Genomic DNA, 22,460 nt, shown 5'->3' on the forward strand with positions numbered 1-22,460 from the left:
CGGCCTCCTGGGCACGAGAAAGAGAAGGTCAGACGGGGGAGAGGGGGAGGGGGGTCAGTCGACCGACGCGAGACGTTCGATCGCGGCCATCGGGACCGGCAGCCAGTCGGGCCGGTGGCGTGCCTCGTAGACGGCCTCGTAGACGGCCTTGTCCGTCTCGTACGCGCGCAGCAGCTCGGGCTCCTCGCGCGGGTCGCAGCCCGCGGCCTCCGCGTAGCCCGTGCAGTAGGCGTCACGGCACGCCTCGGCCCAGGCCGGGTTCCACGGCCGGTGGGTGCGTGCGGCGTAGTCGAACGAGCGGAGCATCCCGGCGACGTCGCGGACGGCGGGCTGGGGACGGCAGCGTTCCGTGAGCGGGCTCGCCGGCTCGCCCTCGAAGTCGATCACGGACCAGGGCGTGTCCACGGGGCCTCGCAGTATCTGGCCGAGATGCAGATCGCCGTGGACGCGCTGCGCGGCCCAGATGCGGCCGCGTCTGCCGAGTACCCCGACCGCGTCGAAGGCCGTGAGCAGCCGTGGCGCGTACGGGCCGAGGGCGGGCACCGCACGGGCGGCCGCCTCCAGCCGCCCGGCCATCGTGGCGGCCAGCCGCTCGGCCTGACCGCCGCTCAGCTTCACCACCGGGAGCGCGTCGGCGAGCGCGGTGTGCACCTCGGCCGTCACGCGCCCCAGTTCGTGCGCCTCGGCGCGGAACGACCGCCCGGCGGCGAGGGATTCGAGTGCCAGCACCCATCCGTCGCGCGAACCGGGCAGGAAGGGCTGGAGAACGCCCAGGGTGAAAGGTTCCGGCGCGGACGACCGGTACCAGGCCACGGGCGCGGGGACCCGGGTGCATCCGGCGCGGGCGAGGGCGAGCGGCAGCTCCAGGTCCGGGTTGTAGCCGGGGTGGAGCCTGCGGAAGATCTTCAGGATGAACGTCTCGCCGTATACGAGCGAGGAGTTGGACTGCTCGGCCCCCAGCGGGCGGGCCGGCAGGTCACGGGGGACGGCGGTGGAGCCGTCGAACCGCTCGAAGCGCAGGGGCCCCAACGTGCCGGGGGTCCGCAGCCGTTCCAGCAGCAGCGCCGCGAGGCGGGGGTCGTGGGTCCCCTCGTAGAGAGTCAGTCCGGCCAGCGGGCCCTGGGCGACGTGGCCGATCAGCGCGGGGGCGAGCGCGGGCGGCAGGGTGGGCCGGGCGCCGATCAGCAGCTGGTAGCAGTCGCCCTCGGTGCCCGGCGGCCGGTCCGGCTGGTGGACCCGCAGGAGCAGATGGAGCAGGCCCGGCCCGCCGGAGCCGCGCACCGGCAGCAGCTCGGTCGCGAGGTCGAGGGTGAAGCCGGTGACCGGTGATCCCTTGCCGGCGAACCAGCGCTGCGCCGGCAGCCAGGTGTGCAGCAGTGGTGCGAGCGACGCAAGTAGTGCGGGCGAGGTCCGGGTGGAAGCAGCCTCCGACATGGGCATCGCGTCCTTTCCCCGGGTACACCACGAATGCGCAAAGTGTCCCGGATTGCAGCGGTTGCTGTCCGGCGGCGCGCGGGGATGAAGGGGAGAGTGCCCGGTGCGGGGCGGTGGAAACCGCCCCGCCGGAGCAGAGGGTGCGTTTTCGGACCTGCGCGCCCCCGGCTCTCCCCACGGGCCGTCAGGGGGTGAGACCACCTGCCGCGGCTCCCGCCGCCGGGGCGGTCGTGGCGCCGGCCGAGGTCCCCGGCGCGATGCCGGGCGCGGCGTCCTTGCGCAGCCGGAACCAGTAGAAGCCGTGGCCGGCCAGCGTCAGCAGATACGGCCACTGGCCGATCGCCGGGAAGCGCACCCCGCCGATCAGCTCCACCGGGTGGCGTCCGTTGAACGCCCGCAGGTCGAGCTCGGTCGGCTGTGCGAACCGCGAGAAGTTGTGCACGCACAGCACCAGGTCGTCCTGGTATTCCCGGAGGAAGGCCAGCACCGCAGGGTTCGACGAGGGCAGTTCCGTGTACGAGCCGAGCCCGAAGGCGGGATTCTGCTTGCGGATCTCGATCATCCGGCGGGTCCAGTGGAGCAGCGACGAGGGCGACGACATCGACGCCTCGACGTTGGTGACCTGGTAGCCGTAGACCGGGTCCATGATCGTCGGCAGGTACAGCCGGCCGGGGTCGCTGGAGGAGAAGCCCGCGTTGCGGTCCGGCGTCCACTGCATCGGGGTGCGCACCGCGTCCCGGTCGCCGAGCCAGATGTTGTCGCCCATGCCGATCTCGTCCCCGTAGTAGAGGATCGGCGAGCCGGGCAGCGACAGCAGCAGGGCCGTGAAGAGCTCGATCTGGTTGCGGTCGTTGTCCAGCAGGGGCGCGAGACGGCGGCGGATCCCGATGTTGGCCCGCATCCGCGGGTCCTTGGCGTACTCCGCGTACATGTAGTCGCGCTCTTCGTCCGTCACCATCTCGAGCGTCAGCTCGTCGTGGTTGCGCAGGAAGATGCCCCACTGGCAGCTCGTCGGGATGGACGGCGTCTTGGCCAGGATCTCGGAGACCGGGTAGCGGGACTCCCGCCGCACCGCCATGAAGATGCGCGGCATCACCGGGAAGTGGAACGCCATGTGGCACTCGTCGCCGCCGGCCGCGTAGTCGCCGAAGTAGTCGACGACGTCCTCCGGCCACTGGTTGGCCTCGGCGAGCAGCACGGTGTCCGGGTAGTGCGCGTCGATCTCCTTGCGGACCCGCTTCAGGAAGGAGTGGGTGCGCGGGAGGTTCTCGCAGTTGGTGCCCTCCTCCTGGTAGAGGTACGGCACCGCGTCGAGCCGGAAGCCGTCGATCCCGAGATCGAGCCAGAACCGCAGCGCGGAGATGATCTCCTCCTGCACGGCCGGGTTCTCGTAGTTGAGGTCCGGCTGATGAGAGAAGAACCGGTGCCAGTAGTACTGCTTCCGTACCGGGTCGAACGTCCAGTTGGACGACTCGGTGTCCACGAAGATGATGCGGGCGTCCTGGTACTGCTTGTCGTCGTCCGCCCAGACGTAGTAGTCGCCGTAGGGGCCTTCGGGGTCGGAACGGGACTGCTGGAACCACTCGTGCTGATCGCTGGTGTGGTTCATGACGAAGTCGATGATCACCCGCATGCCGCGCTGGTGGGCCGCGTCCACGAACTCGACGAAGTCGGCCAGGTCGCCGAACTCCGGCAGCACGGAGGTGTAGTCGGCGACGTCGTAACCCCCGTCGCGCAGGGGGGATTTGAAGAACGGCGGCAGCCACAGGCAGTCCACGCCGAGCCACTGGAGATAGTCCAGCTTGGCGGTGATGCCCTTCAGGTCACCGACGCCGTCGCCGTTGCTGTCCTGGAAGGAGCGGACCAGGACCTCGTAGAAGACGGCGCGCTTGAACCAGTCGGGGTCGCGGTCGCGGGCGGGGGTGTCCTCGAAGGTGTCGGGGACGGGCTCGTTGACGATCATGAGATGGGTGACCCTCCGGTCTGCGGGGACGGTCGCAGGGCGACGACGTGCGCCGGGGCCTTGCCCGGTTCGAGGCGCACGTAGTTGGCCCTGCCCCAGTGATAGGTCTCGCCGGTGAGCTCGTCGCGCACCGGTACGGTCTCGTGTTCTTCGAACCCGAGTCGCAGCATGTTCAACGAGACCGTCGCCTCCTGGGTGTGGTGGGGGTCGAGGTTGGCGACCACGAGGACGACGTCCTGGCCGCTGCGCTTGGAGTAGGCGATCACCGCGTCGTTGTCCGTGTGGTGGAAGTGGACGTCGCGCAGCTGCTGCAGGGCGGGGTGGCGGCGCCGCAGCCGGTTCAGCGCGGTGATCAGCGGGGTGATGGACCTGCCCTCGCGCTCCGCCGACTCCCAGTCTCGGGGCCGCAGTTGGTACTTCTCGGAGCCGAGGTACTCCTCGCTGCCCGCGTGCAGCGGCGCGTTCTCGCACAGCTCGAACCCCGCGTACACGCCCCAGGAGGGCGACATCGTGGCGGCGAGCACCGCGCGCACCTCGAAGGCCGGACGGCCGCCCTCCTGGAGGTAGGCGTGCAGGATGTCCGGCGTGTTCACGAAGAAGTTCGGCCGCATGTACGAGGCGGCCTCGCCGGACACCTCCGTGACGTACTCGGTCAGCTCCTGCTTGGTGTTGCGCCAGGTGAAGTACGTGTACGACTGCTGGAAGCCGACGGCCGCCAGCGCGTGCATCATCGCCGGCCGGGTGAACGCCTCCGCCAGGAAGATGACGTCGGGGTCGTCGCCGTTGATCTCGGCGATCACCTTCTCCCAGAACACGACGGGCTTGGTGTGCGGGTTGTCGACGCGGAAGATGCGCACCCCGCGGTCCATCCAGAACCGCAGCACCCGTACCGTCTCGGCGATCAGGCCGGGCATGTCCGCGTCGAAGGCGATCGGGTAGATGTCCTGGTACTTCTTCGGCGGGTTCTCGGCGTAGGCGATCGAGCCGTCGGCCCGGTGGCGGAACCACTCGGGGTGCTCCTTCACCCAGGGGTGGTCGGGCGAGCACTGGAGCGCGAAGTCGAGGGCGACCTCCATGCGCAGCGACCGCGCCGCCCGCACGAAGTGGTCGAAGTCGGCGAGCGTGCCGAGATCGGGGTGGACGGCGTCGTGGCCGCCCTCGGCGGACCCGATCGCCCAGGGCACGCCCACGTCGTCGGGGCCGGCCGTCAGGGAATTGTCCGGTCCCTTGCGGTGGGTGGTGCCGATGGGGTGGATCGGCGGCAGGTACACCACGTCGAAGCCCATCGCCGCGACGGCGGGCAGCCGCTCGGCCGCCGTCCGGAAGGTTCCCGAGACCGGGGGCCTGCCCTCCTCGACGACGGCTCCCTCGGAGCGCGGGAACAGCTCGTACCAGGCCCCGTACAGCGCCCGGCGGCGCTCGACCTTCAGGGGCAGCGCCGGTGAGCTGCTGACCAGTTCGCGCAGGGGGTGGCGGTCGAGCGCCGCGGTGGCCTCGTCCGCGAGGGCGGCGGCGAGCCGCGCATCGGCCGGCCGGGCGGTGTCGCGCAGCGCGTCGGCTGCGGCCAGCACCCCCTCGCGGCCGTCCTTCTTCGGCACCCCGGCGGCGGCGCGCTCGTACAGCGCCGCCCCCTCGGCCAGGACCAGCTCGGTGTCGATGCCGGCCGGGATCTTGATCCGCGCGTGGTGGCGCCAGGTGGCGACCGGGTCGCTCCACGCCTCGACGGTGTACGTCCATGCGCCCTCGGCGTCCGGAGTGACGAAGGCTCCCCAGCGGTCGGTGCCCGGTGCGAGTTCCCGCATCGGGGTGAAGGGGCCGGGGCGGCCCTTCGGGTCGCGCAGGACGACGTTGGCGGCGACCGCGTCATGCCCTTCGCGGAAGACCGTGGCGGTGACCTCGAAGGTCTCACCCGCCACGGCCTTCGCGGGCTTTCTTCCGCAGTCGACGAGCGGGCGTACGTCCAGGACGGGAATACGGCCAATGAGCGAGTTCACGACATCACCTGAGGGCTGTGCGGGCAGGTCGGTACGAGCAGGAAGGGGCGGATTGTGCACTGTGTGTCTAATTTGTAACTGCTCAGTCGGTGACTGGCCGGGTGCGGGCATGTCGGCTCCAGTCCGCGTTCACTCGGGTGGACGGAAAGGATGCGTTCGTCGGGTGTGCTCGCTTGCGTACCGGATGAGCCTTCCCCCGGTCCCCCGGGGGGCAATCCGGCTATGTGTTAACTACTAGGACGTAGCGGCCCCGACAAGACACACCTCCGGGACCCCGGCCGTCACACGGCCGGAACCCGACCCCGTCATGCTGCTGGTGTATACGGATGCGCCGGGGCGCTCCCGTGCGCCGTGGTGGGGCCGCGCCCGCGCCCGGTAGCTTCGTCGGCGACGGAAAGGCGGCGTCCGACACGAAATGCGTCGTGCGTCCGCTCGGATGCGTATATCCCCTGCGAAGGTGGGACCTGTGAAGGCCATTCGTCGTTTCACCGTCCGCCCCGTCCTCCCCGAACCCCTGCGACCGCTCAGCGGCCTGGCGCGGAATCTGCGCTGGTCCTGGCACACCGAGACCCAAGAGCTGTTCCGTTCCGTCGACCCCGAGGGATGGCAGGCCGCGGCGGGCGACCCCGTGCGTCTGCTCGGCGGCGTGTCCGCCGCCCGGATGGCCGAACTGGCCAAGGACCGCCGCTTCCTGCGCCGGCTCGCCGCGGCGGCCGACGACCTGGACGACTACCTGCACGGCCGCAGGTGGTACCAGAGCGCCGGCGGCGGCGAGGACGCCCCGGAGTTCCCCGCGGCCATCGCGTACTTCTCGCCCGAGTTCGGCGTCACCGCCGCCCTCCCGCAGTACTCGGGCGGCCTCGGCATCCTGGCCGGCGACCACCTCAAGGCGGCCAGCGACCTCGGCGTCCCGCTGATCGGCGTCGGCCTGCTCTACCGCCACGGCTACTTCCGGCAGTCGCTCTCGCGCGACGGCTGGCAGCAGGAGCACTATCCGGTGCTCGACCCCAACGAACTGCCCCTCTCGCTGCTGCGCGAGGAGGACGGCAGCCCCGCCCGGGTCACCCTCGCCCTGCCCGCGGGGCGCCTGCTGCACGCCCACATCTGGGTCGCCCAGGTCGGCCGGGTCCCGCTGCTGATGCTCGACTCCGACGTCGAGGACAACGGCCCCGGCGCCCGTGACGTCACCGACCGGCTGTACGGCGGGGGCAGCGAGCACCGGCTGCTCCAGGAGATGCTCCTCGGCATCGGCGGCGTCCGCGCCGTGCGCACCTGGTGCCGTCTCACCGGACACCCCGCACCCGAGGTCTTCCACACCAACGAGGGCCATGCCGGTTTCCTCGGGCTCGAACGCATCCGCGAGCTGGGCGACAGCCCCGGGCTCGGATTCGACGCCGCCCTGGAGGCGGTGCGCGCGGGCACGGTGTTCACCACCCACACGCCCGTGCCCGCCGGCATCGACCGCTTCGACCGCGACCTCGTCGCCCGGCACTTCGCCGACGGCGCCGAGCTGCCCGGCGTGCCGGTGGACCGCATCCTCCAGCTGGGGACGGAGAGCTACGCCGGCGGCCACACCGGCGTGTTCAACATGGCCGTGATGGGGCTGCGGCTCGCCCAGCGCGCCAACGGCGTCTCCGAACTGCACGGCGCGGTCAGCCGGGAGATGTTCGCCGGCCTCTGGCCGGGATTCGACGCCGCCGACGTGCCCATCACCTCGGTCACCAACGGCGTCCACGCTCCCACCTGGGTCGCGCCCGAGGTCTTCCGCCTCGGTGCCCGCCGGCTCGGACCGGGCCGGGCCGAGGACGCGCTCTCGGTGGGCGGGTCGCCCCGGTGGGACGCCGTCGCGGACATCCCCGACGCCGAGATCTGGGAGCTGCGCCGCTCGCTGCGCGAGCAGCTGGTGGTGGAGGTGCGGGAGAGGCTGCGTGCCTCATGGCGTCAGCGCGGAGCCGGAGCCGCGGAACTCGGCTGGATCGACGGGGTGCTCGACCCGGGCGTGCTCACCATCGGCTTCGCCCGCCGGGTCCCCTCGTACAAGCGGCTCACCCTCATGCTGCGCGACCGGCAGCGGCTCACCGAGCTGCTGCTCCACCCCACCCGCCCGATCCAGATCGTCGTCGCCGGCAAGGCGCACCCGGCCGACGACGGCGGCAAGCGGCTCGTGCGCGAGCTGGTCCGCTTCACCGACGATCCGCGGGTGCGCCATCGCATCGTCTTCCTGCCCGACTACGGCATGGCGATGGCGAAGAAGCTCTACCCCGGCTGCGACGTCTGGCTCAACAACCCGCTGCGCCCCCTGGAGGCCTGCGGCACCAGCGGGATGAAGGCGGCGCTCAACGGCTCCCTCAACCTCTCGGTGCTCGACGGCTGGTGGGACGAGTGGTACGAGCCGGACTTCGGCTGGGCGATCCCCACGGCCGACGGCGAGGCCACCGACGAGGACCGCCGTGACGAGCTGGAGGCGGCGGCCCTCTACACGCTCATCGAGGAGCGCATCGCGCCGCGCTTCTACGAGGAGGGCGGCGGCGGTCTGCCGGACCGCTGGATCGACATGGTCCGCCGCACCCTGACGACCCTCGGCCCCAAGGTGCTCGCCGGGCGCATGGTCCGCGAGTACGTGGAGCGGCTCTACGCACCGGCCGCCGATGCCCACCGCGCGCTCGACGCGGCCGGCGCGGAGGAGCTCGCGGGGTGGAAGGCCAGGGTGCGGGCCGCGTGGCCGGCGGTCACGGTCGACCATGTGGAGGCCGTCGACCAGGACGCGGCCACCGGCGGCGCGCCGACCGCGGGGCTCGGCTCGACGCTCACGCTCCGGGTCCAGGCCACGCTCGGCGAACTCGGGCCCGACGACGTGGAGGTGCAGGTCGTCGCGGGCAGGGTGGACCCCGACGACGCCCTGCGCGACACCCGGACGTTCCCGCTGAAGCCGGCCGGCGGTCCCGACCTGGAGGGGCGCTGGGTCTACGAGGGCCCGCTGGCCCTCGACCGCACCGGACCGTTCGGCTACACCGTGCGGGTGCTGCCCGCCCACCGGCTCATCCCGACGGGCGCGGACATGGGCCTCGTGGCCCTGCCGGCGGAGCTCTCCGAGCCCCCGGGCGCCGAGGCGGGTCTCGTGCTGCGCTGACGGCGGCGCGTTCCCACGCGACCAGGCGCGGTGCTCGGGGGCGAGCGCCGCGCCTTCGTCGTGTGCGGCGCACCCCACGACCGTCCTCCGGTGCACAGGGCGTGGCAGAACGATGACCTTGTCGTGTGCCCAGTGTGACGAAGCCGTGATGCTGACCGATGAGTCCATGTCGGACTTGTGATCTTGAACGCCGTCGGAGCGCGTGGAATAGTCCCGTTCCGCTTCCGTGGGCCCTCGGGGGGTGGGATCGAGGGTGCTGACGGTTGCTCAACTGGGGACCTCTGTGCGGCCGCTGAGCCGTGGGGGCGATGCGGGGTGGGGGAACATGCCGCGTAGGGGGACGGGCTGCGACATGCCCGAAAGGCGGGACGCCGTGTCCTCGGGCCGCTCTGCGGCCCGAGGACACGGCGGCACCCCGGTGCCGGGCGGCCGGCGCACCCCCACCGCCACCACCCGGGCACGTTCGCACCTCGGTGCCGCCGCCCGGCTGCCGGAATCCGGACGGCCGGGCACCCCGGAACGCTGAGACCCCGGCCGACGGCACCGGTTCCGCTGCCCGCCGGCCGATTCCACCACCTCAGTCCCTCTCGACGTGCGGAGACACGTGATGCCATTCCGTGGCCGGTTGCTGAACCGGCACATACCAGGGCGGTTGCTTGCAGCGACCGCCCTGGGACTGACCGTCGCCCTGACCGGCACTGCGGTCCACGCCGTACCCGCGGCGGATCCCGGCCGGGGACGGCCCGGGGTCCAGGAGACCGATCCGGTCGAGGGCCGGAACGCCAAGTCCGCGCCGCGACCGCCCGATCCGGCCCGGAAGGCCGTCGTCACCCGGCTGGACAAGGCCGTCCTGCCACCCGGCGGCAGCCGGGAGGTCGCGGTGGCGGCCTCACCGAAGCCCGTCGAGGTCGGCGGCCTGCCCGTCTCGGTCGCCGCCGTGCAGTCCGCGAAGGCGTCCGGGGCGAGGAGCGCCCGCACGGCCGCCGCCACGCCCGCGCAGGTCCGGGTGGACGTGCTGTCCCCGGCGCGCGCGAAGGACCTCTCGGCGGGCGCCGTGCTCCGGGTCCAGCGGGCCGACCAGTCCGCGACCGGCGCCAAGGTCCGTCTGTCCGTGGACTATTCCGCCTTCGAGGAGGCGTACGGCGGCTCCTACGGCGCCCGGCTGCGCCTGGTGCAGCTCCCCGCCTGCGCCGAGTTCGCCGCACCGGGCAGCAAGGCGTGCCCCGGCACCGGCACACCGTTGCCCACGGTGAACGACCCGGTGGCCAACACGGCATCCGCCGAGGTCACCGCCGCGCCGGCGGACCCGGACGGCACCTCGGCGATGGCGGCCCGGGGGGCCTCGCTCGTCGCCCTCGCCGCCGGCTCCTCGTCGTCGCAGGGCACCTTCGGGGCGACCTCCCTCTCCCCCTCCGCCAGTTGGAGCGTCGCCCGCTCCACGGGCGGCTTCTCCTGGTCGTACCCGATGCGCACGGTGCCGGTGGCCGGTGGACTCGCGCCCTCGGTCGGGCTCTCGTACCAGTCGCAGTCGATCGACGGCCAGACCTCGGCGACGAACAACCAGGGTTCCTGGATCGGCGAGGGCTTCAGCTACGAGTCGGGCTACGTCGAGCGTCGCTACAAGCCCTGCGCCGACGACGGCCACGACGGCTCCGCCGAGCAGTGCTGGGCCTTCGACAACGCCACCGTGGTGCTGAACGGCAACGCGTCCCAGATCATCAAGGACGACACCACGGGAGCCTGGAAGCTGGCGAACTCCGACGGTTCGAAGGTCGAGAAGCTGACCGGCGCCGTCAACGGTGACAACGACGGCGAGCACTGGCGGATCATCACCCCGGACGGCAAGGAGTACTGGTTCGGGCTCAACCGGCTCCCGGGCTGGGCTTCCGGCAACGAGGAGACGCAGTCCGCCTGGACGCTGCCGGTCTTCGGCGACGACTCGGGCGAGCCCTGCCACAACGCGACGTTCACCGCCGCCCACTGCAAGCAGGCATGGCGCTGGAACCTCGACTACGTCAAGGACCCGCACGACAACGTCGTCTCGCACTACTACGCCAAGGAGGTGAACCACTACGCGCTGAACGCCAGGACGGACGTCAACGGCACGTCCTACGACCGCGGCGGTCACCTGAAGCGGATCGACTACGGTCAGCGCGACACCCAGGTGTACGCGGCCAAGGCCCCGGCACGGGTGGTCTTCGACGTGACCGAGCGCTGCCTCGCCGACTCGTCCTTCGACTGCGCCGAGTCCAAGCGCACGGGCGCCAACGCCTCCCACTGGCCCGACGTCCCCGTGGACCGGGAGTGCAAGGCCTCCACCAAGTGCGGATCCGACCAGGTCTCGCCGACGTTCTTCACCACCAAGCGCCTCAAGGCCGTCGTCACCCAGATGCGCAAGAGCGCCACCGAGTACCAGGACGTCGACGCCTGGCTGTTCACCCACGCCTTCCTCGACAACGGTGACGACTCCAAGAGCCTGTGGCTGTCGAAGATCGACCACGAGGGCCGGGTCGGCACCACCGCCAAGGTCCCGTCGCTCGACCTCTTCGGCGAGCAGATGGAGAACCGGGTCGACGCCGTGGGCGACAACATCGCCCCCTTCCGGCGCCACCGGCTGGTGACGGTGGTCAGCGAGACCGGCGCCCAGCTCGACATCAACTTCGCGCCGGCGGACTGCACGGCCTCCGCCCTGCCGAAGCCCGGTGAGTCCACGAAGCGCTGCTATCCGGTCAAGTGGGCCGCGCCCGGCAACATCGACCCGATCGACGACTGGTTCCACAAGTACGTCGTCGCGGAGATCGTCGAGACCGACCGCACCGGCGGCGGCGACAAGATGGTGACCCGCTACGCCTACAACGGTCCGGCCGGCTGGCGGCACTCCAAGGCCGACGGCATCACCCCGGCGGAGTTCCCTGACGTGGGGCGGCTGGCAGGGCTACGGCAAGGTCACCGTGACCTCCGGCAGCGCCGATGTGCAGTCCACCCGCATCGACTACACGTACCTGCAGGGCATGGACGGGGACAAGGACCCGGCCGGCGGCACCCGTTCCGTCAAGGTCAAGGACTCGACCGGTACGGAGTACACCGACGCGGAGGAGTTCACCGGCCACCAGCTGGAGGCCCAGACCTGGAACGGCGACAAGGTCGTCTCCAAGGTCATCGCCACCCCCTGGAAGGCCGTGACGGCCACCCAGACCCGCAGTTGGGGCACGGCACATGCCTCGATCGTGCGGACGGAGACGGAGCGCGGCTTCGAGCTGCGTTCCGGTGGGTCGTGGCTGGAGTCGAAGACGGTCACGAAGTACGACACGTCCAACGGCACCGGCCGGGTGGTGGAGGTCGACGACCAGGGTGACGTCTCCACGTCGTCCGACGACACCTGCACCCGGACCTGGTACGCGGACAACACCGCTGCCAACCTGCTGTCCCTGCCGTCGCGCAGTGAGTCGGTCGGCGTGAAGTGCTCCGTGACGCCGGACCGCAGGACGCAGGTCCACGCGGACGAGCGCACCTCCTACGACGGCAAGGCGTTCGGCGAGGCCCCGACCCGGGGTCTGGCGACCACGACCGAGCGGCTGACCGCGCACAACGGCACCACGGGCACCTACCAGGTCACCGGCACCACGACCTATGACTCCTTCGGTCGTCCGCTGACGCAGAAGGACGCGTCCGGTGCCGAGACCAAGACGGCCTACACGGACGTCAACGGTCTGATCTCGCAGACGAAGAACACCAACGCGCTGAACCACGTCACCACCACCGACTACCTGCCCGCCTGGGGCATGTCGGCCGGCCAGACCGATGCCAACGGCAAGCGCACCGACCTCGCCTACGACGGGCTGGGCCGCCTCACCTCGGTCTGGCTCCCGGACCGGGCGAAGACGCAGACGCCGTCGATCAAGTACTCCTACAACGTCCGCCGCGACAAGGTCACCGCGATCCGGTCCGACAAGATCGAGAACGACGGCTCCTACGGCTCCGAGTACCAGCTCTACGACAGCCTGCTGCGCCCGCGCCAGCTCCAGACCGAGGGCCCGAACGGCACCCGGATGGTGGCCGACTCGTTCTACGACGGCACCGGCAAGGTCAAGCAGACCAACGCCACCTACAACGCCGCCGGCGCTGCTTCGGACGAGCTGCTGATCGTCCGCAACGGCGAGGTCGGCCAGCAGTCCCTGATGCGCTACGACGGTCTCGGCCGTCCGACCGCGCAGATCATGGCCGTCTCTGGTGTCGAGCAGTGGCGCACCACCACCAGCTATGACGGCGAGCGCACCACCGTCGACCCGCCGCAGGGCGGCGTCCCGACGACGTCGATCAGCGACGCGAAGGGCAACACGAAGGAGATCTGGCACTACAAGGGCGACTCCCCGAACCCGCTGCTGGGCTACGACGTCACCACGTACACCTTCACGGCGAAGAACCAGCTGGAGACCGTCACCGACGCCAAGGGCAACCAGTGGCGCTACGAGTACGACCTCCTGGGTCGCAAGACCAAGAGCGTGGACCCGGACGCAGGGACGTCGACGACCCAGTACGACGGCCTCGACCGCCCCGTGTCGGCGACCGACGGGCGGGGCAAGAAGATCTCCACCGTCTACGACAAGCTCGGCCGCACCCTGTCCACCTGGCAGGGCGAGGCGAACACCGGTACCAAGATCACGGAGACCCGGTACGACAAGGCCGGCCTGCTGGGTCGGGCCTACGCCGCGCTGAGCTACGTGTCGCCGACGGAGTACTTCGCGAACATCACCCAGACCTGGGACGACTTCTACCGTCCGCTCCGGACCGACTATGTGGTGCCCGCGTCCCAGGGGGACCTCGCAGGGACGTACACCTTCACGGCGGCCTACAACCGTGACGGCACGGTGCAGTCCAACGGCCTGCCTGCTGCGGGCGGTCTGCCGGCCGAGGTACTGGTCAGCGGGTACGACGATCTCCAGCGCCCGACGACGCTGACCGGTTCGACGCCGTACGTCACGAACACGGTCTACTCGAACCAGAGCCACATGCTCCAGCTGGAGCTGAACACAGGCGGCAAGAAGGTCTGGCAGACGTTCGACTACGAGACCGGAACCGACCGTCTGCGCAGTTCCACGGTGGACGTCTACGGTGCCCCGGCGCCGGTGAAGCAGTCGCACTACTCCTATGACCAGGCGGGCAACGTCCTGTCGATCGCCGACACGTCCGACACCGCGACGCCGGACGTGCAGTGCTTCGGCTACGACGCCCGAAAGCGTCTGGCCGAGGCGTGGACCCCGTCGGCGACCGCGGCCGAGGCGGCCGGTGGCGGTACCACCGGGTCGGTCGCGCCCGTCGAAGGGTCTTCTCCGACGGTGTGCCAGTCCGCCCCCGGCGCGAAGGCGCTCGGCGGCCCGGCACCGTACTGGAAGTCCTACGTCACGGACGCCATCGGCAACCGGACCTCGGAGACGGTGCACGACACCGGGCTGAACCCGGCGAAGAACATCACCCGCACCTTCACCTACGGCGGCGCGGGCGCGCTCGGCGACGGACCGCACCAGGTCACCAAGGTCGTCGAGAACACCCCGACCGGCGACCGGCAGTCGACGTACGAGTACGACGACGCAGGCAACACCACCAAGCGCACCATCGGCGGTGACGCGCAGACGCTGGAGTGGACCGACGCCGGGAAGCTCACCAAGGCGAAGGAGGCCGACGGGTCCGAGACGGCCTATCTCTACGACAGCGACGGCAACCGGGTCCAGCGCAAGGACAAGACCGGTACGACGGTCTATCTGCCGGGGATGGAGCTGAAGCTCTCCGCCGACGGCGGCAAGAAGTCGGCGACCCGCTACTACGCGCACGCCGGTCAGAGCGTCGCCGTGCGCACCGACGACGGCATGGTCTCGTTCATCGCGGCCGACCACCACGGCACGGGAGAACTTGCCGTCGACGCGGCGACCGGCTCGGTGACCCAGCGCCGCTTCGACCCCTACGGTGTCGAGCGCGGCACGGCGACCGGCACCTGGCCGGGCGAGAAGGGTTTCGTCGGCGGCACCATCGACAAGTCGACCGGCCTGACCCATCTCGGCGCGCGTGAGTACGACGCGGTGATCGGCAAGTTCATCTCCGTCGACCCGATCATCGACTACACGCAGCCGCAGCAGATCAACGGCTACGCCTACGCCAACAACAGCCCGGTGACCCACGCCGACCCGAGCGGCATGGCGATCCCTGAGTGCCTCCAGGGTCTGATCGAGTGCCGGGGCGGTCTTCCTGTCCCCAGCAAGGACAGGAATCCGACCTTCCAGGAGGAGAAGGCCGTTTCCGGGGCGGAGACCGCTCTGGTCGGCGCGCAGGGCCAGCAGTCGGCCGCCAAGCAGCGGATCAAGTCCGCGGGCAAGGCGCTCGTCAAGATCGCCCGGGACATCCTGGGCGTGGACGCCGCGCTCGACTGCGTCTCCAGCGGAGACATGGGCGCCTGCGGCGAGACGCTGCTGAACATCGCGGGCAGCTTCGCCGGCGGTCTCGCGGGGAAGATCCTCGCGAAGTACGGCGCACCGTGGAACTGGGCCAAGGGCGCCAAACTCGCCAAGCGGGTCGTCAACCTCGTCGGCGATCTCGTCGGCGGCGTCAAGGACCTCTGGAAGGCCAACAAGGCCGTCGGCAAGGCCAAGGACGGGCTCTCCAAGGCCAAGGACGCACTGGCCGCAGCCAAGAAGAAGGCGGCCCAGGCGCTCAAGAAGAAGAAGCCCGACTGCCACAGTTTCCTGCCCGGCACGAAGGTGCTTCTCGCCGACGGCACCTCGAAGCCGATCGAGGACGTGGTCCTCGGCGACAAGGTGACCGTCACCGACCCGGAGACCGGGGAGACGACGGTCCGCGAGGTCGCGGGCACCATCGTCACCGAGGACGACAAGCACTTCGTCGACCTCACCGTCACCGGTGGATCCGGGGCGGCGGAGGCGCTGATCGCCACCGTCACCCACCCGTTCTGGGTGGTCTCGGAGAGCGCCTGGGTCGAAGCGGGCGACCTGCGGCCCGGTATGACCCTGCGCACCCCGTCGGGCGACACGGTCGAGGTCACGGACACGCGCCACTTCGACCAGCGCCAGCGCACCCACGACCTCACCGTCACGGGCATCCACGCCTACTACGTGCTGGCCGGCACGACTCCGCTCCTCGTGCACAACTGCGACGTCGCGCTCGGTATGAAGGACGAGGGCACCTACGAGTGGGCCAACAAGAAGGGCTTCAAGCACTTCGACGGTGTGCAGGACTGGCAGGGGCCCGTGGAGTCCGCGATCGCGGACTCCAATGTCCGCCTCCATGTCAACATGAAGGGGATTCCGGACTTCTCGGAAGCGGCGAAGGACGGACTCAACCCCACCCATCCCTACGCGACGGACAAGGAGATGGGCATGATCGCCAGAGCAGTCGTGCACGGCAAGCGGTCCTGGGACTCGATCAAGTTCTACAAACCCAACGCCAAGGGCGACCTGGTGGAGACGGACATCGCGGAACCCGACTGGTCGACCTTCGGACGCGTCAGGGGTTACATCAACGATCCGGGCCCGTCGTGCGGGTGCTGATCACGAGGCGAAAGGAGCTCCCGACGCAGTGAGTGCCATCGATCCCGGGCTGTACCCGGACGTGGCCGCCATGGGCGGGCTGACGGACGCGATCGCGTCCGTGGCCCGTCGCAGGGAGGCCGACGTGGGCGAACCCGTCGACCCGGTGTCCGCATCGGGCGCGGACTCCGTCACGGCGGTGACGGAGTCCGGGCGGGGGACGCTGCGCGTCTCCCTCGCCACGGAGTCCCGGACGTTCTTCCTGGGGATCCACGAGCGCAGGTTCGTCTGGGCCGAGGGCGCGACGGAGGAGCTGGATTCGCTGGTCGACGCGATCGCGGCGTGGCGGGGCGGGATGCCGGTGGACGATTTCGCCGCGCGCTTCCCGTTCATGACGCCGGGGCGGCTGGCCAGGGCCCGTGAAGCCGGCGACGTCACCCGCGCGCAGTGGGACTGGCTGCGCACCGCGGAAGTGCACGCGGACGAGCGGGCCCTGGTCACGGCGTTCCACGAGGACGGGCGCTTCCACCGGTTCTTCCCCGTGCTGACGCACGGTGTGCTGAGGCTCGGCCTCGACGGCGGTGACCCCGAGGCGGGGGCGATCGCCGTGGCCCCCGAGGACAAGGCGTACCGGGTGACCGACACCCGCAGTTCCGGGCCCGGCGAAGTCGCCGCCTCGCCCGCCGAGGCGGTCGAGGCGGCGGCACGCCGCCTGACCGACGACTGAGACGCGCGTCCTCGCGTCACAAGGGCCGCCCCCGGTTCCCCGGGGGCGGCCCTTTCGCGTAAGCGGTCGTGACGCCCGGTCTCAGTCCTTCCCCAGCCCCTCCCAGAAGCGCTCCACGATCCCCTCCAGGTACCGCCGTCCGTCCTCGCCGGAGGCGGTGCTGCCGCCGGCCCGGCTGAGGGTGGCCGTGATGAGGGTCTGGTACTCCTGGTGCATGGCGCGCAGGGTCTCCTTGAGGTCGCGCTTGTCCATGCCCAGGTGCTTGGCGATGGCGCGGACGTGGGCCTGCCAGCGGGTGGAGACGGCCTCGGTGAGGAGGCGGGTGAGTTCGTCCTCGAGGCCGGTGATGGCCACGAAGTCCTGCGGGGGGAGGGCGAGTACCTCACCGAGGGCGGCGGACTGGCGCTGGTCGCCGGTCCATCGGCCGGTCTCCTCGATGTGGAGGTAGTCGTCGACGCGGAGCCCGACCGCCCGTGCCACGTCCTCGGCGGGAAGGCCCCGGGCGAGACGGTGTTCGTGCAGGGTCCGTGGGCGGCCCATGAGTTCGCCGGGACCGCACCACAGCGCGCCCGCGAGGGCGGCGAGTTCGTCGGAGGTGGGCAGAGCGGTGCCGCGTTCCCATGCCGCGACGTGCTCGGGGGTGATGTGGTTCATGCCGTAGGAGGCGCGCATGCCGTAGGCGACGTGGCCGTGGGCCATCCCGAGTTTCTCGCGCAGAAACCGGGCGGCGCGCGCGTTGAAGGGGAGCGGTGGATGCACGCGCTGAGAGTAGGCCGTCACAGCCGGCTACTCCACGGCCGCCGTCGCCTGCATCCCGCTTTGTGGAGTAGGTCGTGTTCGATTCTGTAGGAACGTACAGAACGTGCCCCCTACCATCAAGTTGCCTGTAAATCGAGTCAGTTGAGGTTTGCGGCGTGGCGCGTATGATCCGCTCCGCGGGGGGCCGTATGTGCGTTCGTACGACGCGCGCGCATGCGCTTTCCCCGCCGCGCCGACTGTCCCCGATCCTCATCCGCAGTCCCAGGAGACGCCCTCATGCAGAACAGCGCGACCCCCACGGTCGACGCGCCACCCAACAGAGACGGTGGCCCGCTCGACCGGTTCTTCCGCATCACCGAACGCGGCTCGACCATCGGCCGTGAGATACGTGGTGGATTCGCCACGTTCTTCACGATGGCGTACATCCTGGTGCTCAACCCGATCATCCTGAGCAGTGCCAAGGACAAGTTCGGCGACCAGCTCGACGCCGGCCAGTTGGTGACCGCAACCGCCCTGGTGGCCGCGGTCATGACCATCATCATGGGCGTCGGCGGCAACCTGCCGCTGGCCCTCGCCGCCGGTCTCGGCATCAACGCCGTCGTCGCCTTCCAGGTCGCCCCGCTGATGGCCTGGGACGACGCCATGGGCCTCATCGTGCTCGAAGGTCTGCTGATCTGCGTGCTGGTCGTGACCGGCCTGCGCGAGGCGGTCATGCACGCCATCCCGCAACCACTCAAGCAGGCCATCAGCGTCGGCATCGGCCTCTTCATCGCCTTCATCGGCTTCGTGGACGCCGGCTTCGTCACCCGTATCCCGGACGTCGCCAACACCACCGTGCCCGTGCAGCTCGGCACCGGCACGCTCACCGGCTGGCCCATGCTCGTCTTCTGCCTGGGCGTGCTCCTGACGATCGTCCTGCTCGCCCGCAAGGTGAAGGGCGCCATCCTCATCAGCATCGTCGTGATGACGGTCCTCGCCGTGATCGTCAACGCCGTCGCCGACATCAAGTCCTGGGGTCTGACCACGCCGTCCCTGCCCGACGAGATCTTCGCGGCGCCGGACTTCGGGCTGCTGGGCAACTTCGACCTGTTCGGCGCGTTCGGTCAGGTCAGTGTGCTGACGGTCGTCCTGATCGTCTTCACCCTGATCCTCTCGGACTTCTTCGACACCATGGGCACCGTCGTCGGCGTCACCGCGGAGGCCGGACTGCTCGACGAGCGCGGTCAGGTCCCGGGTCTCGGCCGTGTGCTGCTGATCGACGGCGCGGCCGCCGTCGCCGGTGGCGCGTCCTCTTCCTCGTCCGCCACCACCTACATCGAGTCCGCGGCGGGTGTCGGTGAAGGCGCGCGGACCGGCTTCGCCAACATCATCACCGGCGGTGTGTTCGCGCTGGCGCTGTTCCTCGCGCCGCTGCTGACGATCGTGCCGATGCAGGCCGCGGCCCCGGCCCTCGTCGCGGTCGGCTTCCTGATGATGACGCAGGTCAAGCACATCGAGTGGGACCGCTACGAGGTCGCCGTCCCCGCGTTCCTCACCATCGTCGTCATGCCGTTCACCTACTCGATCACCAACGGCATCGGCGCCGGCTTCATCGCCTACGTCGTCATCAAGGCGTGCCTGGGCAAGGCGCGCGAGGTGCACTGGCTGCTGTGGGGCACCGCGGCGCTCTTCCTCGTCTACTTCGCCATCGACCCGGTGGAGCAGCTGCTCGGCATGAAGTGACCTGACCGCCGCCGGCGGCCCCCGCGGGGGTCCGTCCGGTCCGTCGGGAGGGCGAGGACCGTCCCCGGTGTCACCGGGGACGGTCCTCCTCGTTCTCCACGTCCGTGACGACCGTCTTCGACGCCAGACGGCCGTCCTTGAAGCAGAGCCGGTACGCCGGTGTGGTCTCGTACCTCTCCGCCCGGTAGTACTCGCAGGACCCCGCCCCCGCCGGTTCCGGCTCGACGCCCGCGGGCGGGCCGTCCAGGGACAGCCGGGGGAGACGGCGCAGGACGTCGGCGCGGGTGTCGCCGACGCGCAGGGCGTCGTACTGCGCCGGGTCCATCACCGTGCGGGAGTCGCTCCAGAAGCGGAAGCCCAGGATCAGCAGGGCGAGCGCCAGCCCGGCGGCGAGCGGGACGGTGACGGCCTGGAGGAGGTTGCGGCGCACCCGGCGCCGGGCGTCGTGGAGTTCGCCGGCCGTGGTGGGTGCGGGTGCCGCGGGGAGGGCGCCGGCCGTCAGCGGGAGCCGGGCGGTGACGGTGAAGCCGCCGTCGCCGGGGCCGTGGGCGAGGGTGCCGCCGGCCAGGCGCACGCGTTCGTCGAGACCGATCAGGCCCGTGCCTCCGGAGACGGCCGGCGGGGTCCGGGCGGCTCCGGGGCCGCTCGTGACGGTGACGGTGACGGCGCCCGCCGCGTACGCCACGGACACCCGCACCGGCGCGCCCGGCGCGTGCTTGGCCGCGTTGGTCAGGGATTCCTGGACCACCCGGTGGACCGCCAGGGCCGTCATCGGCGGCGGCGGTGCCGGGGCGGCGTTCTCGTCCAGGGTGACGTCGAGGCCCGCGTCCCGGGCCCGTTCGACGAGGGCGGCCACGGTCTCCCCGTTCGGCGCGGTCGGCGCCGGGGCGCCGTCCTCGCGGAGCACGCCGACGATGTCGCGCAGCCGGCCCGTCGCGTCGGCGGCCGCCTGACGGAGCTCGCGCGCCGCCTGCCGCTGCCGCTCGCCGAGGCTCGCGTCGACCTCCAGGGCCGCGGCCCGGACCGCGATCAGGGACAGGTCGTGGCCGAGGGAGTCGTGCATGTCCCCGGCGATGCGGGAGCGTTCACGCAGCCGTTCGCGGTCGGCGGCGGCCTCGCGTTCGCGTTCCATGTGCTCGGCCAGCCGCCAGCCCGTCGAGACCAGCTGGGCGTACTGGCGGACGTAGCGGCCGGACAGCCACGGGACGACGACCACCAGCAGCAGGGTGACCAGAAGGGCGAACCAGCTCCACAGATCGCTGAGGGCCAGGCACAGGGCGAGCCCGGCCGCCGCGACGGTGGCGAAGGTGAGCAGCGCCGGGCGGGCCGTGGCGGTGCGCCTGCCGGAGAGGTAGCCGAAGGCGGCCATGGCCGGGGCGTAGGACGCGGTGAACAGCTCGGGCGTCTGCCAGGCGCTGAGCACGACGGCGATGCCGAGGGACACCAGGGGCGCGCCGCGGCACAGCAGCACGGCGACGCCCAGGAGCGGGACGCCCGCCGCGACCCACCACCACGAGCCGCCGTCGTTCGGGTCGGAGCGCAGCAGGACGCAGAGGGCGAGCACCGCCCACAGCGCCAGGTCGGCGAGTACTTCGCGGGTGTTCTCTCTGCGCATGCCCCCACCCTGTCAGGGACCCCGCGCCCGGGGCCCCCGACGAAAGTGGGGGATCGGCCGGCTACTGCTGCTGCTTCGCCGCCATGAACGCCGCGAGGGTGTCGGTGAGCCACTGCTCGGCGGCGTCCTTGCCGACGCCGAGCGACGCCAGCGGACCGCTGCCGTCCTCCGCCTCCAGCAGGGCGAGCAGGATGTGTTCGGTGCCGATGTAGTTGTGCCCGAGGCGCAGTGCCTCACGGAAGGTCAGTTCCAGCACCTTGCGGGCGCGCGCGTCGTACGGGGCGATCTCCGGGAGTTCGTCGGCTGCCGGCGGGAGCGCGGCGCCGGCCGAGGCGCGGATCGCCTCCGGGTCGGCGCCCTGGGCGGCGAGCGCCTTCACGGCGAGGCCGTCGGGCTCGGCGAGCAGGCCGAGGACGAGGTGCTCGGGGCCGACGAGGGCGTTGCGGGCCGCGAGGGCCTCGTTGGCGGCCGCCGCGACGACGTTCCTGGCCCGGGGGGTGAAGCGGGCGAAGCCCTGGCTCGGGTCGAGGTCGAGCGGCTGGTCGGACTGCTTGGTGACGAACCGCTTCTGGGCGGCCTGCTTGGTGACCCCCATCGAGGTGCCGATCTCGGTCCAGGAGGCGCCGGAGCGGCGTGCCTGGTCCACGAAGTGGCCGATGAGGTGGTCGGCGATGTCGCCGAGGTGGTCCGCCGCGATGACCGCGTCGGACAGCTGGTCGAGAGGCTGGGAGTGGGCCTTCTTGATGGCTTCGATCAGATCGTCGAGCCGCACGGGGTGCGTGAGACGCACGGGGTCGGTGTCCGTCATGCGACAACCTTAGGTTGACGCCCATGGCATCGTCAACCCGTGGTTGACGATCATGCGGAGGGCTCCTCCACCAGCCCCGCCTCGTACGCGAGGATCGCGAGCCGTACCCGGTTGCGCAGCCCCGACCTCCCCAGCACGGCGCTGACATGGGCCTTGACCGTGCTCTCCACGACATGCAGCCGCGCGGCGATCTCCGCGTTCGACAGCCCCGCGCCGACCAGCGCGACCACCTCCCGCTCCCGTCCCGTCAGCGGCTCCAGCGCCGCCCGTGCCGCGGCGCCGCGGGTCAGGCGGTCCGTGCCCAGACGGTCGATGACCCGGCGGGCGATCACGGGGGAGAGGAACGCGGCGCCCTCGGTCACGGCCCGCACCCCCGCGATCAGCTCGCGCGGGTCCCCGGACTTGAGGAGGAAGCCTGCCGCGCCGCAGCCGAGCGCCCGGTCGATGTACTCGTCCTCGGAGAACGTCGTCAGCATCACGACGGCGGTCTCCGGCGCCGCCCGGCGCAGCTCCTCGGCCGCCGCCAGACCGTCCAGGCGGGGCATCCGGACGTCCAGCAGGGCGACGTCCGGCCGGTGGGCGAGGGCGAGGGCCACCGCCTCCCGGCCGTCGGCGGCCTCCGCGACCACCTCGATCCCGGGATCCGCGCCGAGCACCGCCCGTACGCCGGCCCGCATCAGCGCCTCGTCGTCGGCCAGCAGCACCCTGATCATCCGGTCACTGTACGACGGGACGGCGCGCGGCCGCCCGGGGTGCGTGGGGCGCCCCGGGCG

At 71.1% G+C, this 22,460-nt stretch carries 12 protein-coding genes; 5 read left to right on the plus strand and 7 right to left on the minus strand.

Going from position 1 to position 22,460, the window contains the following annotated elements:
- Nucleotides 1-54: 54 nt before the first annotated feature.
- The 3 genes from EAO77_RS13315 to EAO77_RS13325 form a co-directional block, all read right to left on the minus strand.
- Entirely contained in the window at nucleotides 55-1,434 is a 1,380-nt protein-coding gene (locus EAO77_RS13315; protein ID WP_147988205.1) for a maltokinase N-terminal cap-like domain-containing protein, read from the minus strand.
- A gap of 184 nt (nucleotides 1,435-1,618) precedes the next feature.
- Nucleotides 1,619-3,397, minus strand: coding sequence for a maltose alpha-D-glucosyltransferase (gene treS / locus EAO77_RS13320; protein WP_147988206.1), 1,779 nt, complete (start codon nucleotides 3,395-3,397; stop codon nucleotides 1,619-1,621).
- On the minus strand, nucleotides 3,394-5,502 hold the full coding sequence (locus tag EAO77_RS13325) for an alpha-1,4-glucan--maltose-1-phosphate maltosyltransferase (RefSeq protein ID WP_147988207.1): 2,109 nt from the start codon (nucleotides 5,500-5,502) through the stop codon (nucleotides 3,394-3,396). Before EAO77_RS13325 ends, treS begins: the two co-directional genes overlap by 4 nt.
- A gap of 355 nt (nucleotides 5,503-5,857) precedes the next feature.
- Here EAO77_RS13325 and glgP point away from each other — a divergent pair, with 355 nt between their 5' ends.
- The 4 genes from glgP (at nucleotide 5,858) to EAO77_RS13340 (ending at nucleotide 16,783) form a co-directional block, all read left to right on the plus strand.
- Nucleotides 5,858-8,521, plus strand: coding sequence for an alpha-glucan family phosphorylase (gene glgP / locus EAO77_RS13330; protein ID WP_147988208.1), 2,664 nt, complete (start codon nucleotides 5,858-5,860; stop codon nucleotides 8,519-8,521).
- A gap of 652 nt (nucleotides 8,522-9,173) precedes the next feature.
- Nucleotides 9,174-11,876: a hypothetical protein gene (locus EAO77_RS39955; protein WP_261993887.1), complete on the plus strand. Its 2,703-nt coding sequence runs from the start codon at nucleotides 9,174-9,176 to the stop codon at nucleotides 11,874-11,876.
- A 2,509-nt stretch (nucleotides 11,877-14,385) separates the two neighbouring features.
- Nucleotides 14,386-16,077, plus strand: coding sequence for a polymorphic toxin-type HINT domain-containing protein (locus EAO77_RS41320; RefSeq protein WP_410088543.1), 1,692 nt, complete (start codon nucleotides 14,386-14,388; stop codon nucleotides 16,075-16,077).
- Between the two features lie 28 nt (nucleotides 16,078-16,105).
- Nucleotides 16,106-16,783, plus strand: a complete 678-nt coding sequence (locus EAO77_RS13340) for a DUF6193 family natural product biosynthesis protein (RefSeq protein WP_147988209.1) — start codon at nucleotides 16,106-16,108, stop codon at nucleotides 16,781-16,783.
- A gap of 81 nt (nucleotides 16,784-16,864) precedes the next feature.
- Here EAO77_RS13340 and EAO77_RS13345 read toward each other — a convergent pair whose 3' ends face one another.
- Nucleotides 16,865-17,542 (minus strand): helix-turn-helix domain-containing protein, encoded by a 678-nt coding sequence (locus tag EAO77_RS13345; protein ID WP_147988210.1) that lies wholly within the window; start codon nucleotides 17,540-17,542, stop codon nucleotides 16,865-16,867.
- A 276-nt stretch (nucleotides 17,543-17,818) separates the two neighbouring features.
- Between EAO77_RS13345 and EAO77_RS13350 the strand changes: the two genes are divergently transcribed.
- Nucleotides 17,819-19,264 (plus strand): NCS2 family permease, encoded by a 1,446-nt coding sequence (locus EAO77_RS13350; RefSeq protein ID WP_147988211.1) that lies wholly within the window; start codon nucleotides 17,819-17,821, stop codon nucleotides 19,262-19,264.
- Between the two features lie 70 nt (nucleotides 19,265-19,334).
- Here EAO77_RS13350 and EAO77_RS13355 read toward each other — a convergent pair whose 3' ends face one another.
- The 3 genes from EAO77_RS13355 to EAO77_RS13365 form a co-directional block, all read right to left on the minus strand.
- Nucleotides 19,335-20,879 carry a sensor histidine kinase gene (locus EAO77_RS13355; RefSeq protein ID WP_147988212.1) on the minus strand — a complete coding sequence of 515 codons (1,545 nt, stop codon included), beginning with the start codon at nucleotides 20,877-20,879 and terminating at the stop codon, nucleotides 19,335-19,337.
- Between the two features lie 61 nt (nucleotides 20,880-20,940).
- Nucleotides 20,941-21,687, minus strand: a complete 747-nt coding sequence (locus EAO77_RS13360; protein ID WP_147988213.1) for a Clp protease N-terminal domain-containing protein — start codon at nucleotides 21,685-21,687, stop codon at nucleotides 20,941-20,943.
- A gap of 50 nt (nucleotides 21,688-21,737) precedes the next feature.
- Complete coding sequence (locus EAO77_RS13365) at nucleotides 21,738-22,400, minus strand: response regulator (protein ID WP_147988214.1); 663 nt, start codon at nucleotides 22,398-22,400, stop codon at nucleotides 21,738-21,740.
- Between the last annotated feature and the right edge of the window lie 60 nt (nucleotides 22,401-22,460).

The sequence above is a fragment of the Streptomyces sp. T39 genome (assembly GCF_008042045.1).
Classification (GTDB): domain Bacteria; phylum Actinomycetota; class Actinomycetes; order Streptomycetales; family Streptomycetaceae; genus Streptomyces.

Coding starts and splice junctions, on each gene's coding strand:
- EAO77_RS13315 (WP_147988205.1), bottom strand. CDS start 1,434: ATGTCGGAGGCTGCTTCCACCCGGACCTCGCCCGCACTACTTGCGTCG.
- treS (WP_147988206.1), bottom strand. CDS start 3,397: ATGATCGTCAACGAGCCCGTCCCCGACACCTTCGAGGACACCCCCGCC.
- EAO77_RS13325 (WP_147988207.1), bottom strand. CDS start 5,502: ATGCCCGCACCCGGCCAGTCACCGACTGAGCAGTTACAAATTAGACAC.
- EAO77_RS41320 (WP_410088543.1), top strand. CDS start 14,386: ATGGTCTCGTTCATCGCGGCCGACCACCACGGCACGGGAGAACTTGCC.
- EAO77_RS13350 (WP_147988211.1), top strand. CDS start 17,819: ATGCAGAACAGCGCGACCCCCACGGTCGACGCGCCACCCAACAGAGAC.
- EAO77_RS13355 (WP_147988212.1), bottom strand. CDS start 20,879: ATGCGCAGAGAGAACACCCGCGAAGTACTCGCCGACCTGGCGCTGTGG.
- EAO77_RS13360 (WP_147988213.1), bottom strand. CDS start 21,687: ATGACGGACACCGACCCCGTGCGTCTCACGCACCCCGTGCGGCTCGAC.
- EAO77_RS13365 (WP_147988214.1), bottom strand. CDS start 22,400: ATGATCAGGGTGCTGCTGGCCGACGACGAGGCGCTGATGCGGGCCGGC.